Consider the following 12,835-nt stretch of genomic DNA (forward strand, 5'->3'; position numbering starts at 1 on the left):
CTTTTGTTTATCAGATATTTTACTAGTAAAATACTCACTAATATATTAGTATATTTAGTATCAAAACTTTAATCTTTAGATATTCAATTTAATATGTCAAATATTGTAATCGTTGGTGCACAGTGGGGCGATGAAGGCAAAGGTAAGATTGCCGATACATTAGCCGAAAAATCAGATCTAGTTGTTCGCTATCAAGGAGGTAATAATGCTGGGCATACTCTGGTCGTAAATGGTAAAAAAACATTCCTTCATTTAATTCCTTCAGGTGTTTTGCATAAGCACACAAAATGTGTAATAGGTCATGGTGTAGTTGTTGATCCAATAGCTCTAGATGCAGAAATTACACGTTTACAAGATACTGGTATTGAGATATCTGCAGATAATCTATTTGTCTCAGAATCCTGTACGGTTATTACTTCATATCACAAGCTTTTAGATGCTGTTAGAGAAAGTAGTACTACTGAGAAAATAGGCACAACTGGTAAAGGTATTGGACCTGCGTATGAGGACAAAGTATCACGTAAAGGTATCAAATTTAAACATTTATTTGACAAAGATGTTTTAAGATCAAGATTAGCACTTTCATTGTCAGAGAAAGAGACATTATTTAGGGATCTTTATAAAGTTGAGTATCCATCTTTAGAAGAAGAGTTTGATAGATTGTATACATTAGGTCAAAAGCTTCAACAGTATTCAGCTGATACTTTCTCAATAATTGATCAAGCGATTGCTGCAGGTAAAAATGTTGTATATGAAGGTGCGCAAGGAGTACTTTTAGATATCGATTATGGTACATACCCATTTGTAACATCTTCAAGCACATCTGTAGCTGGTGTGTATTCAGGTGCAACAACTGCAGGACATAGTCTTGATCATGTAATAGGTATCACAAAAGCTTATACTACTAGAGTTGGTGAGGGTCCTTTCCCTACTGAGTTATTTGATGATGTGGGTAGCTTTATTCAGAAGAAAGGTGGTGAGATAGGTGTAACTACGGGTAGAACACGTAGATGCGGTTGGCTAGACTTACCATTACTTAAATACTCGGCTAAATGTTCAAATCTTACCTCTATAGCTTTGACAAAAGTAGATGTGCTTTCAGACTTAGACACTCTAAAAATATGTATAGGTTATAAGTATGAAGGCAAAGAAATATTCTGTGCTTATCCAGGCATAGATCTATATAAAGTCGATCCTATATTGGTAGATATGGAACCGTTCTCTCTTGATGAAGTTGTGACGAAAGAAAATATGCCAACTGCTCTTAAAACATATTTAAGAACTATAGAAAATCATATTGGTATTCCAATATCTTCATTGGCTTATGGCCCATCTAGAGAACAGATTTTATTCTTTGAAGATTATTTCAAAAAGGGTTAATTATGAGTTTTGCTAAAGATAATACAGAAGTATATATTAATGCCCAACAGCTAGAAACTGAGATTACAAAGCTAGCTGATAAAATAAATAAAGATTACGCAGGTCAAGAGATTGTATTGATTTGTGTATTGAAGGGCTCGTTTATGTTTTTTGCGGATCTAACTAGGAAGCTAGAAGTTGATCTTAGAACTCACTTTGTGACGGCTTCATCTTATGGTTCTGGTACAGTTAGTTCGGGTAAGGTAATCTCCACTATTGGCTCTTTGAAAAAAGAGTATATCCAAGGTAAAAATGTAATTATAGTCGAAGATATTGTTGATACTGGACATACTTACCATAAGCTTATGGATGGTATAAATGAGCTAGAGCCAAAGAGCTTGAAATTTGCAACTTTACTCTTCAAACCAGCTAGGCTAGAAAGAGAAGTAAACCTAGATTATATATGCTTTGAAATTGAGGATAAGTTTATAGTTGGTTATGGATTAGACTATAATGATAGATATCGCCAGTTGCCATACATTGGTATCATGAAAGATACTAAGTAAGAGGATGACATTATTTCTTGAATACTAAAACTTTATCGGAAGATTAATATTAGTTACTGTATTCTTGTTTTTTGTGATGATGGTGACAGCTAGTTACAAGTGTTGTCATAATTATTAGCATAATAGGGATTAATAGTAGCTTTTTCATATGTATTCTCCTCTTAATTCTTGATAAGTACATAATGTATAATCTTTAATTAAAATTAATTTTAAAGACCATAAAATGATAATAGTTAATTATCTATAGATATATAAGTTATTTATAATAAGATGACTCTTTCAAGATTTTGAATTGTAGTTAGAATTTGCTTAGATGATTATTTAAAAATACCCACTAACAAAAGTCTCTCTCAAGAAATCTTCAGCAAGCTTCCAGGCTCTTTTATTTGATAGTTTGTTAAATACTGTACCAAACTCCAGATCATTAGCATTAGGATTTGTAAAGGCATGATACGTATTACCAAAAGTATGTAATTGCCATTCAGCCTTGCGCATATCCATCTCTTGCTGGAATTTATTGACTTGTTCAGGTGATACCATAGGGTCATTATAGCCGTGTAGTACCAATATCTTTGTATCTATGTTTTGTTCTTTGACGATGTTGGATTCTAGTAATCCATGGAAACTAACAGCTGCTTTTAACTCAAAGTTCGATCTAGCCATATCTAGGACACATCGACCACCAAAGCAGAAACCTATTGCAGAAATACTTGATTTATCAACACGAGGCATTTTTCTAACAACATTAAATGCTGATCTAAGCCTAGTCATCAGTGCATATTTATCTTCTAATAGATTATTCATAAGAGCAGCATTTTCTTCTTTAGAGCTACCTACTTTGCCCTCACCATAGATATCTATAACAAAGCCTAGGTAGCCTCTTTTAGCCATCGCTATAGCTTTCTCACAAGCAAAGTTGTCTCTACCTGCCCATGTTGGAGCAACTAATACTGCCGGTAAGTGCGCGCCTCTATCAGGGTATGCACAGAAACCTTTCAATAAAACACCGTCTCCACGGTACTCAACTTCTTTTGTTATTATCATTTTTTATATTAAATATACTAAAACTAGCATAATTATAATGGTAAATAAGGCTTTGGTATAGTCACAATTTGACAGTTTAGTAAAAATTAATAGAATTTGTTTTTTATGATACTTATCAGATATAAGATACAGATAATAGTAGTGATAAAAAAGCTAATAGGAACATCGATATAATAAGCGGCAATAATTCCAGACCAAACGGTCAAGATGGATATCACTGTACTAAGAGCTATAGGTTTATAAAATCCATCAACCCATTGAGTAGCAATCGCAGCAGGACCTATAAGTAGTGAAAATACTAACAATATACCAACAATCTGGCAAGCCATAGATACAGTGATTGCTATGCATATAAATAATAATATAGACAAAAACTTATTTGAGATTCTCTTTGATTCTGCAAATACGGGGTCAATAGATGATATGAATAACGGTCTAGCAATCGCAGCTAGAAGAGCTATGGTGAATATAGCTAAGGCAAGCAATATATAAATCTGCTCTAAAGTTACAGTCAAAATATTACCGACAAGTATAGACATTACAGAACCTGAGTAGCCACTTTGATATAAAAATAGGAAATATGTACCAAGCCCCAAAAAGAAAGTTAAAACTATACCTATTGCAATATCGTTCTTTTTGATTTTGTCGCCAAAAGCACCCATGAGAAGACCTGCAATTAGATTTATAGTGAGCTGTCCAGTCATGGCAGATAAATTTAGAAGAACAGCTCCGGATGCTCCTGTAAGGCTAATATGCCCTAGTGCATGAGATGCAAATGATAATCTTCTAATAATTACAAAAAAACTAATAATCCCGCAAATAAGAGCAATTATAGTACCTGCTATAAAAGCATAAATCATAAAAGTATAGTTAAACACAGATATCCTCCTGTAGACATGGTAATTCATTGCAGTAATGGCATTGTCCGTCTTTAAAATGAATAAATGCATCTAGCTGAGAGCTAATCTCTTTCATGTCATGAGAGATTAGTAGTAGTGTGATATTTTCTTGTTTATGAATTGCTCTCAAACAACTTAGGAATCTTTGCTTTGCATCTGGATCAAGATCAGATAAAGGCTCATCTAATAGTAATACTTTGGGGTTGTTTATAAGTGCTTGAACTAAATATATACGTTTTTTTTGACCACCAGAAAGATTTTTAAATGGCTTGTGAATATAATCTTGAGTTTGTGTCAAGGTAATTAAGTAGTCTAGTTTTTCTCTGAAATTTTTATTAAATACAGGTAGCCCCCATGAACTAGGCTTGTGGCTATATTTTACGAGCGTGTAACCCGATGTTTTTTCTTCAAAGTTTATTTCTCTCTCTTGTGGTATGTAGCTTATAGTATTGATATCAACTTTCTTTTCATTAATAGTTATAGACCCCGAGAAGCTTGGTATCTTGCCTAATAGTGTTTTAAAAAAGGTTGATTTACCAACACCGTTTTTACCTACTATACCTACCCAAGCATTCGTTGGGATTTCAAGATTAAGAGGTTGTGTGATTGGTTTATCGTAGCCAATCACTAAGTTTGAACATCTGATCATTTTATTGGTTTGCTTTATCTAGAGCTTCAGCAGTTTTTTGCAGTGTTTTTACCATCCATGTAATAGCATCTTCATTTGTAGGCATTGTTTCTGTAATACCAACTACTGGTATATCGTTTTCTTCTGCTAGTTCTAACATTTTATTAGTGACATTATCAGTAACTTGCTTATTATAGAAAAGAACTTTAACTTCTTTATTTAAGAATAAGTTTTGATAATCAACCATCATAGTAGGACTCGGTTCAGATTCATTCATTATTACCCACTGGAATGCCAAACCCTTCATATCTAAGTTTAAAGCATCTGACATATAGCCAAACAGAGGCTCTGTAGCTGTTATAGGTGTGCCTGCACTAGATTTCTTAATTTGGCCAACCAGGTTATATACTTGTTGGTACTTATGATTAAAATTAACTAGGTTTTTTTCAAATAAGTTACTATCAATACTATCTTCTTCAGAGAATGTTTCCTTTAGTTTTTTTGCTAGAGCAGGGAATGTATCGGGATCATACCAAAGGTGTGGATTAATACCAAATTTTGGAGTCTCTGGATAGTTTAGGAGATCTTGTACCTTAATGATTTTGGCATGTTTATTGCTTTGAATAATAGGTGTGATCCAAGAGTCGTAATCAGCACCGTTGTAAATAATTACATCAGCTGATGCTAAGAGTTTAGCGTTCTTAACTGATGATATAAAAGTATGCGGATCCCCATCAGCATTATTTATGATATTAGTAACTTTGACATTACTACCACCTATAAGTTGAGCTATACTTCCATACTGGTTTTCAGCTGCAACGACAGTTATATCGTGAGATCCTTTAGTAGTTTGGGGTTTAGTGGAATCTTTTGTTAGAAAGTTGACTGCTACAAAAGCTATAATGACTATCGCTACAGCCACAGCAATTACTAATTTTTTCATATCATAATACAAGTTCAAAATTTTATAACAAATAATAGATTAAAAAAAAGTTAGAGTAAAGCAGTATATATTTTAGTTATTTGAATCTTTGATAAACAAAGCGATTATAAATGAAAGAATCATTAATATTGGAATAATAATTAATGTTGTTTGGAATGCGTATAATGATTCATGTGATTGTTTTAGATGAGTTATTAATGCTCCAGTGGTTGGTTGCAAAACCCCTCCACTTAATGGTAAGAACATATTAACTACTGCTAATCCCGTTGCAATCTGCGTTGCAGAAACTGTATTTCTCAACGCAGAATAGTTTAGAACATGAACAGCTTGGACAGCACCAAAAAGAATACATAAAACTACAGCTATAGGAAAGCTTGTATTAAAAAACAGTAAATATGTAACAATAAAGAACCCAAAAATAGGTGTAATCAATAAGAATTTCTTCTCACCATCAAATATTGATGCAACAGTACCCCATATAGGGCTAGATATAGCTACACCAATAAAAATTAATGAAGTGCAGTAACCAGCGTTGACTTCAGAAAAACCTGTTAGCTGTAGATATTTTATACCCCATAAGTCTGCGAAAAGAACAGTTGTTCCATAGATAGTGAAGCAGTACAGGCCGTTAAACCAAATTTGTTTATTTTTAAATACAGTAATAATATCCTTTAAATTATCTTTCTTATGTTCATTTTGTTTATTATGCTTAGAGTAGTCAGGATGTACCTGTATTATAAATATGCTAACAAGCAACAAAATTATAGAAATTATAAATAGTAAAGCCATGATTTGTGAAATACTGAAGTGGCTAGCTAAGAATACTAGAGGAGCAGCTGAAAGCGTTGCACCTATATATAGTACAAATTGCGTTAAACCTGTAAATGCAGGAAATAATCTATTTGGTAACCAAATTGCGATTGCTTTTATAGCGCACAATATAGCAAAGCCTCCACCAAATCCAGCTAATATTCTATAAGCCAGAAGCATTGACTCATTATGGGCAATACTTGCGACCAACATTGCTAGAGAAAATATGGCCGAACTTGCTATCATTACTCTCTTGATGCCAAATCTATCTACGAGTATGCCAGCAGGTATCTGTGATATTATATAACTCCAATAAAATGATGAGCTAAACATTGCAGTCGCTGCGAGGCTAAGGCTATAAGGTTCTTTTGTGAAGTCATCAAGTAGAGCGCCTGTCGATGATCTTACAAAATACTCAAGAGCATAAAAAAATGCACATGCAAACCAGATGCTTAATCCCAGTGTGGTAACTTTTTTCTTATACATTAGGTTAGGTTCCTCTAAGTCAAAAAAACTATTTAGTGTTCACAGGAAATGTAAATACTAATCAATAATGATGAAAAAAAATATACTAAACTATAAGTGTTACGAAAGCAAATTTTACTTATTTTTAATATTGTCTTTTAGTTTTTTGCAGGAACAATTCTGGTGTTATTACCAGACATATATATAGTTACTTCATCGCCAATATTTAAATCATGTTTATCTTCTTGTAATATGGCAAGTGTTTCACCATTACTTAACTGTATTGTAAATTGATAGCCTTTTGAAGAGGTTATGGCATCTTCTGTTGCTCCTCCAGCAATACCACCAACTATAGCTCCACCGATAGAGCCAGCAATACTGGTAAGCATTCCTGCTCCTGCGCCCGCAAAAGCACCACCAAAAGCACCACCAAGTCCTCCAATTTGGGCACCTATATTACTGTTACCTTTAATTTTGACTTGTTGAATATCTATGATTTTACCTTGCTTTACTTGGGATACTTGGCCTACTGAGTTAGCAGAATAGCTTGGCTGAGATGTGCTACAGCTGTTTAGTAGTAAAAGTGATAAAAATATTAAAGTATAAAAAATATTTCTCATCTAATATTCTCCTAACAAGAAAGTTTATTGGCAATATCCGCGACTCTTTTACCTAATGTTTTACAAATTTTAATCTCATCATCTGACATATTTTTGTTTGGTGAAAAAGTATTTAGATGAGATGCACCATACGGTGTACCACCTGTACGTGTATGCTCTAGAGCTTGTTCGCTATATGGTACACCAACAATTAGGCAACCATGATGTATAAAAGGGATCATCATTGATAGTAGAGTGCTCTCATGCCCTGAATGCATCCCAGAGGCAGCTGTGAAAAAACCAACAGGCTTGCCAATCAGACTACCCTTAAACCATATATCACTATGAATTTCTAAAAAGTATTTCAAAGGTGATGCCATATTGCCAAAATAAGCTGGGCTTCCAACAATTAAACCATCGCAGTTTGCAAGATCTTCTTTTGTAGCATATAGATCGCCATTATCTGGAATTTTAGAATCAACCTGTTCAGTTTTTGCTGAGATATTTGGTACCGTACGAACTATGGCGGTAGCACCTGTGACTTCTACACCTAGGGCTATGGTATGAGCCATTTTCTTTGTACTTCCACCTTGGCTGTAGTATAGTATTAGTATGTTTTTCATTGTTTTTTTTCTATGTTTGATATCAAGTTATACAAAAAATATTTGTCAATATTTAAAAACTATTGGATCTGGGTCTTCAAAGAATATCTTCGTAAAGACTGTCCAACAGTAGCTGCAGCTATAACCCTTACAAGCTTGTTTGCTATCGTACCAGCTTTCTTCATTATAATAAATATTTTGAATGCTTTTAATGCATTTAGCTCTCTTTCTGAGAATTTGCAGAATTTTCTTTTCCAAAATATGCTTCCTGAGACTGCAGCGACAGTTCAGCAGTACATCACAAGTATTTCTGATAAGATGACCTCTTTGCCAATTACATCCGTTATAGTTTTATTGGTTGTTATTTTTCTAATGATTAAAAGGTTGGAAATTACTTTAAATAAAGTTTTTTATGTTAATAAACAGCGACCTCTTGTTCAAAGCTTGTTAGTGTATTGGGCTTTGATGACAATGGGGCCTATACTTATTGGTTTTGTATTTATTTCTAGTACGTATCTTATTTCTATGGCTTGGTTTGTAAAAGATATTGGTATCGAGCAATATCTTTTAAACGGATTATCTTTGATTTTTTTAATAGCAGGTTTCTTTGTTTTTTATAAAATATTACCTAATACAAGGATTAGCTCAAAAACGGCGTTAATTGTAGCATTTTTTGTAGCTATAGTTTTTTCTATTGCAAAGAAGATTTTTGCACTATACATGTTTTATGTGCCTACTTACTCAGTAATTTATGGTTCATTATCTTTGATACCTATTTTTATACTTTGGGTTTATGTGGCTTGGCAGATTACACTTTTAGGTGCTGTGATGATCAAAGCTATACAGTATATGGAGGTGACATTAGATTTTAAGAAAGAAGTAAAAAGAGATGATTTAAGTATAAGTGTTTGTATGCTTAAAGAGCTACATGTGGCTCAAAGAGAATTGAGAAATGGGATTAGTATTGATCAGATGTATCAAAAGATGGCGGTTGCTGATTACGATAAAGTTAAGAAAATCTTATATGACTTAGAAACCGCCGGAGTTATTAGGATAACTGCTCAAGATATTTGTTATTTAAATTGTGATGTATTTAGTACAGACTTGTATGAGATATATTTGGCGTGTAATCCAACGATTAATTTCAAAACGAGCTCTATAAGAAAAATTAATGTAATAAAGTCTGACTTATATAAAGATCTTGATATAAAATTATACGAGTGTTTTTAGAGATATAGGAATTATATAATGATATTTGAGACTCTTGATTATTCAGCATTGATTATAAATGTATTGTATACAATATACTTAGCAAGACTTAAAGTATGGTCTTGGTCATTGGGTATAGTAGGTGCGATACTTTTGTTATTTTTGTTTGCGATGAAGGGGACCTACTCATTAGTACTGTTGCAGTTCGTTTATGTGATATTCTTCAGCTATGGTTGGTATAAGTGGTATACACAAGGTATAGATGGTGAGCATAAGACTGTTAAATGGATGAAGAGAGCTGATTATTTTCGTTATATTGTGTATCTAGCAATACTATGTATTTTTAGTATTGTATTTAACTATATCACTAGTTCAGCAGATATATTTTCAACAGGTATTCTGACAGGTATTACATTTACAGCAATTATTATGACTATAGAGAAGTTTATGGAAAATTGGATTGTATGGATTGTTTCTGATTTGTATTTCGTTGTAGTCATGTATCAACAAGAACTGTATGGTCAAGTGCTACAAAACTTTATATTTTTCATTACAGCTGTTTATGGCTTTTATTATTGGTATAAAAATACAAAAACTACAGAAGTTAGATAATGATTGTTAAGGTTGCTCTAGCAGTACCTCCAAGTTACTTGCTTGATTACTCTATTAAAGATGCTAATGTCGAGCTATTTAGCAGAGTTTTGGTACAGGTGGGTAAGCGTCAACTTATAGGCTTTGTTGTAGCTAAAGATATAAAGATTGATTATGAGCTTACAAGAGTAAAACCTATTCTAAAGATTATAGATCAACCTATTAGCGATGCTGTACAAAGACTTATTTTTTGGTTATCGCAGTATTATTGTTGTGATTTATATAATGCTATACGTTTGGCTTTACCAAATGATTTTTTGAAAATCGAGAAAGTTTCTCCTCAGAAAGATACCTATGTATATTTAGATCAAATAGAGCTACAGCAACATAAACTGACTTCAAAGCAACAAGATGTTCTAAAAATTTTTGCTAATAATGAAGCGCTTCGTTTTGAGGATCTAAAAGAATTAGCCTCTAGCTATGTTATTAATAAACTTCTTGATAAAAACATCCTCAAAAAAACTTATAAGTTAAGACAGTCTAATAATACTATAGAATCAGACTTACCTAAGTTGCTTAATCCAGAACAGCAATATGCTTTTGAGCAAATTACATCACAATCGGGTTTCAAGGTATCTTTACTTTATGGAGTAACTGGAAGTGGCAAAACAGAGGTTTATTTACATGTGATTCAGAGGTTTTTGTCAAAGTCTCAACAAGTTCTTGTCTTAGTGCCAGAAATAAATCTTACACCACAGACAATCAAAAGATTTGAGAAGAGGTTTATAGATAAGAATGTTGTTGCACTACATTCTAAACTAAGTGATAAAACTAGGTTAACTAACTGGTTAAAAATAAAAAATGGCGAAGCTGATATTGTAATTGCTACTCGAAGTGGAGTCTTAGCTGACTTTAAGAATTTTGGGATTATCATCGTTGATGAAGAACATGATAGTTCATATAAGCAACAAACAACAACTATTCGTTATAATGCTCGTGATGTTGCTATATTTCGAGCTAGTCAGCTTGATATACCAGTAGTTCTGGGTAGTGCTACACCATCTATTCAAAGTTATTATAATTATGTGGCTGATAAATATGATTTACTCAAGCTTAATAAAAGGGCGCTAAACTCACACCAGAATACGATTGAGCTATTAGATCTAAAATCAAGTATTGTTGATAATGGTATTAGTAATACTCTTTTTTCATTGATTGAGCAGAATATCAACGATCATCAGCAGTCATTAGTATTTATCAACAAATTAGGTTTTGCTAAGGCTTTGGTCTGTAAGAGTTGCGGAGAGGCTGTGGAGTGTAAGAGATGTGATAAACCATATACATTACATACACATCCATATCAGTACTTAGAATGTCATTTTTGTGGTTCTCGTAAGCCAATAGTTACAGCTTGTCCAAGTTGTAATGCTGAAGAGCTTTTTGCTTATGGTAGTGGTACTGAAAAAGTTCAGTCAAGAATAGAGGCGAGATTTCCATATAATAAGGTGGTGCGCTTTGATAGATCAAATATCAAAACTATGAATGACCTACATAGCATTAATCAAATGATAAATGATAAACAAGTTGATGTTATAGTTGGTACTCAGATGATAGCAAAAGGGCATCATTTCGAGAATATTACCTTAGCGGGATTAATTAATATTGATGCTGGTTTATATAGTACTGATTTTCATGCAATAGAGCGAACTGCGCAAATGATAGTTCAAGTCTCTGGAAGAGCTGGAAGAGCAGATAAACCTGGAAGGGTAATACTTCAGACATATCAGCCTGATAATAAACTTTTACAGTTATTGGTAAATAGTGACTATCTTGAGTTTCTGGATTATCTTCTAGAGCAAAGAAAGTACGCGAGTTATCCACCTTATAGCTATCAAGCACAAATCATAGCTGAATCAAAAGATGAGAATAAAGTCTTAAATATGTTGGAGCAAATATATTCAAGCTTGAAAGATAGCTCTGGTGTGCAAGTATCTAAGCCATTACCAGCTCTTCATCTGAAAAAAAATAATGTATATCGTTATAGTATACTTTTAACTTCGAACTCACGTAGTCAGATAAATTTAATAATTAAATGGGTTGCTAATAGTCAAATAATGTCAAGTTTAAAAAATTCAGTTAAGATGTGTTTTGATATTGACCCAATAGAGCTAGGTTGATTTAGCCAACTTCTATTTTTCTGAATTTAAATATTGATGAAAAATTTTAGGGTTATCTTTTATCCAGTCATTAAATTTACTCGCAAGACTTTTTCCTATTGGTGTGTTATTAAACATAAAAGCCTTATATGAAATACTATCATCAACTTTAACTGGTACTTGGCAAATGCTTCGATTTATAGAGTGCTGATACGCAATTTCGGGCGAATCAGTAAACATTATATCTGGATATATACCATCTATGCCATCGGTGATAGATTTAACTGCAAGCTTATTATCAGCGATAATTAATAATTGAGCATTTTTGATTTTCTGTAAGGCAAATTTTTCATTTGTTCCACCTCTATTTTCTATGATTAGAGTATTTGGATTGTCTATATCTGCAAAGCTCTTGAACTTAGATAAGTTTTTGCAGCTAGTCATAGCAGCCTTACTAAAAGAGCCTAATGGAGTAGAGAATATGAATTTTGCTTGACGAGTAGGAGTTATTGTCATACCTCCTACAAAGACATCAAATTTATTGTCTTTTAGATCACCTTCAGCAGTTGCCCAAGTGGTCTTAACAAATTTAATATCTTCATTATTTGCTTCAGCAAAAGTTTTTATGAGATCGATATCTTTCCCAGAGAATTTATTATCGTTTTTGTTATAAGTTGAAAAAGGAGCATAATCTCCAGTTGTTCCAACAATAATATCTGCATAACAATTAGATGTTATAACAAGAAATAAGGTGATAGTCAGAGATATTATTTTTTTCATTTTTTAAAACAAATAAAATTTGAATGAAAAAATTTTATATCAAAGAGAAGAAATAAAATAGAAGAAAATAGCAGATAGAAAATTAGTCTTCTTTTTTGTCGATTCTGCTAGCTACAAAACAACCAGCACCAACAGCTACAAATGCAGATGTAATCCATAATAAATAAAACATACTAGTCTCCTC

14 protein-coding genes are annotated in these 12,835 nt (G+C 32.9%); 5 read left to right on the forward strand and 9 right to left on the reverse strand.

Annotation, left to right across the window (positions count from 1 at the left end):
• Positions 1-93: 93 nt before the first annotated feature.
• Both F7308_RS00835 and hpt read left to right on the forward strand, forming a co-directional pair.
• On the forward strand, positions 94-1,380 hold the full coding sequence (locus F7308_RS00835; protein WP_013921960.1) for an adenylosuccinate synthase: 1,287 nt from the start codon (positions 94-96) through the stop codon (positions 1,378-1,380).
• A 2-nt stretch (positions 1,381-1,382) separates the two neighbouring features.
• Positions 1,383-1,925 carry a hypoxanthine phosphoribosyltransferase gene (hpt, locus tag F7308_RS00840; protein ID WP_013921961.1) on the forward strand — a complete coding sequence of 181 codons (543 nt, stop codon included), beginning with the start codon at positions 1,383-1,385 and terminating at the stop codon, positions 1,923-1,925.
• 321 nt (positions 1,926-2,246) lie between these two features.
• Here hpt and F7308_RS00845 read toward each other — a convergent pair whose 3' ends face one another.
• The 7 genes from F7308_RS00845 to wrbA form a co-directional block, all read right to left on the reverse strand.
• Positions 2,247-2,969: a dienelactone hydrolase family protein gene (locus F7308_RS00845; protein ID WP_013921962.1), complete on the reverse strand. Its 723-nt coding sequence runs from the start codon at positions 2,967-2,969 to the stop codon at positions 2,247-2,249.
• 86 nt (positions 2,970-3,055) lie between these two features.
• A complete protein-coding gene (locus tag F7308_RS00850; protein ID WP_041263574.1) occupies positions 3,056-3,919 on the reverse strand; it encodes a metal ABC transporter permease in 864 nt (287 codons plus the stop codon).
• On the reverse strand, positions 3,840-4,517 hold the full coding sequence (locus tag F7308_RS00855) for a metal ABC transporter ATP-binding protein (RefSeq protein WP_013921964.1): 678 nt from the start codon (positions 4,515-4,517) through the stop codon (positions 3,840-3,842). The genes F7308_RS00850 and F7308_RS00855 overlap by 80 nt, the downstream gene beginning before the upstream one ends.
• Before the next feature lies 1 nt (position 4,518).
• Complete coding sequence (locus F7308_RS00860; RefSeq protein ID WP_013921965.1) at positions 4,519-5,439, reverse strand: metal ABC transporter solute-binding protein, Zn/Mn family; 921 nt, start codon at positions 5,437-5,439, stop codon at positions 4,519-4,521.
• Positions 5,440-5,511: 72 nt separating this feature from the next.
• Entirely contained in the window at positions 5,512-6,735 is a 1,224-nt protein-coding gene (locus F7308_RS00865; RefSeq protein ID WP_013921966.1) for an MFS transporter, read from the reverse strand.
• A 137-nt stretch (positions 6,736-6,872) separates the two neighbouring features.
• Entirely contained in the window at positions 6,873-7,334 is a 462-nt protein-coding gene (locus F7308_RS00870) for a hypothetical protein (protein ID WP_013921967.1), read from the reverse strand.
• An 11-nt stretch (positions 7,335-7,345) separates the two neighbouring features.
• The gene (wrbA, locus tag F7308_RS00875; protein ID WP_013921968.1) at positions 7,346-7,936 is read right to left on the reverse strand and encodes an NAD(P)H:quinone oxidoreductase; all 591 of its coding nucleotides are present in this window, start codon (positions 7,934-7,936) and stop codon (positions 7,346-7,348) included.
• A gap of 12 nt (positions 7,937-7,948) precedes the next feature.
• On the opposite strand from wrbA, the gene F7308_RS00880 reads away from it, so the two are divergent.
• Genes F7308_RS00880 through priA form a run of 3 tightly spaced genes read left to right on the forward strand, consistent with a single transcriptional unit; the run spans position 7,949 to position 11,892 of the window.
• Positions 7,949-9,145, forward strand: a complete 1,197-nt coding sequence (locus tag F7308_RS00880) for a YhjD/YihY/BrkB family envelope integrity protein (protein WP_013921969.1) — start codon at positions 7,949-7,951, stop codon at positions 9,143-9,145.
• Positions 9,146-9,163: 18 nt separating this feature from the next.
• Positions 9,164-9,736, forward strand: coding sequence for a nicotinamide riboside transporter PnuC (gene pnuC / locus F7308_RS00885; RefSeq protein ID WP_013921970.1), 573 nt, complete (start codon positions 9,164-9,166; stop codon positions 9,734-9,736).
• Positions 9,736-11,892, forward strand: a complete 2,157-nt coding sequence (gene priA / locus F7308_RS00890) for a replication restart helicase PriA (RefSeq protein ID WP_013921971.1) — start codon at positions 9,736-9,738, stop codon at positions 11,890-11,892. Before pnuC ends, priA begins: the two co-directional genes overlap by 1 nt.
• Positions 11,893-11,904: 12 nt before the next feature.
• On the opposite strand, the gene F7308_RS00895 is transcribed toward priA, so the two are convergent.
• Both F7308_RS00895 and F7308_RS09970 read right to left on the reverse strand, forming a co-directional pair.
• Entirely contained in the window at positions 11,905-12,651 is a 747-nt protein-coding gene (locus F7308_RS00895; protein ID WP_013921972.1) for a transporter substrate-binding domain-containing protein, read from the reverse strand.
• An 82-nt stretch (positions 12,652-12,733) separates the two neighbouring features.
• Entirely contained in the window at positions 12,734-12,823 is a 90-nt protein-coding gene (locus tag F7308_RS09970) for a hypothetical protein (protein ID WP_030003323.1), read from the reverse strand.
• Positions 12,824-12,835: the final 12 nt, after the last annotated feature.

Source organism: Francisella salina (genome assembly GCF_000219045.1).
In the GTDB taxonomy this organism is placed as follows: Bacteria; Pseudomonadota; Gammaproteobacteria; order Francisellales; family Francisellaceae; genus Francisella; species Francisella salimarina.

Excerpts from the sequence above, each read along its gene's own strand:
- F7308_RS00845 (WP_013921962.1), bottom strand. The coding sequence starts at position 2,969 with ATGATAATAACAAAAGAAGTTGAGTACCGTGGAGACGGTGTTTTATTG.
- F7308_RS00895 (WP_013921972.1), bottom strand. The coding sequence starts at position 12,651 with ATGAAAAAAATAATATCTCTGACTATCACCTTATTTCTTGTTATAACA.
- F7308_RS00855 (WP_013921964.1), bottom strand. The coding sequence starts at position 4,517 with ATGATCAGATGTTCAAACTTAGTGATTGGCTACGATAAACCAATCACA.
- F7308_RS00835 (WP_013921960.1), top strand. The coding sequence starts at position 94 with ATGTCAAATATTGTAATCGTTGGTGCACAGTGGGGCGATGAAGGCAAA.
- hpt (WP_013921961.1), top strand. The coding sequence starts at position 1,383 with ATGAGTTTTGCTAAAGATAATACAGAAGTATATATTAATGCCCAACAG.
- priA (WP_013921971.1), top strand. The coding sequence starts at position 9,736 with ATGATTGTTAAGGTTGCTCTAGCAGTACCTCCAAGTTACTTGCTTGAT.
- F7308_RS00880 (WP_013921969.1), top strand. The coding sequence starts at position 7,949 with ATGTTTGATATCAAGTTATACAAAAAATATTTGTCAATATTTAAAAAC.
- F7308_RS00870 (WP_013921967.1), bottom strand. The coding sequence starts at position 7,334 with ATGAGAAATATTTTTTATACTTTAATATTTTTATCACTTTTACTACTA.
- wrbA (WP_013921968.1), bottom strand. The coding sequence starts at position 7,936 with ATGAAAAACATACTAATACTATACTACAGCCAAGGTGGAAGTACAAAG.
- F7308_RS00850 (WP_041263574.1), bottom strand. The coding sequence starts at position 3,919 with ATGCATTTATTCATTTTAAAGACGGACAATGCCATTACTGCAATGAAT.
- F7308_RS00865 (WP_013921966.1), bottom strand. The coding sequence starts at position 6,735 with ATGTATAAGAAAAAAGTTACCACACTGGGATTAAGCATCTGGTTTGCA.
- pnuC (WP_013921970.1), top strand. The coding sequence starts at position 9,164 with ATGATATTTGAGACTCTTGATTATTCAGCATTGATTATAAATGTATTG.
- F7308_RS00860 (WP_013921965.1), bottom strand. The coding sequence starts at position 5,439 with ATGAAAAAATTAGTAATTGCTGTGGCTGTAGCGATAGTCATTATAGCT.
- F7308_RS09970 (WP_030003323.1), bottom strand. The coding sequence starts at position 12,823 with ATGTTTTATTTATTATGGATTACATCTGCATTTGTAGCTGTTGGTGCT.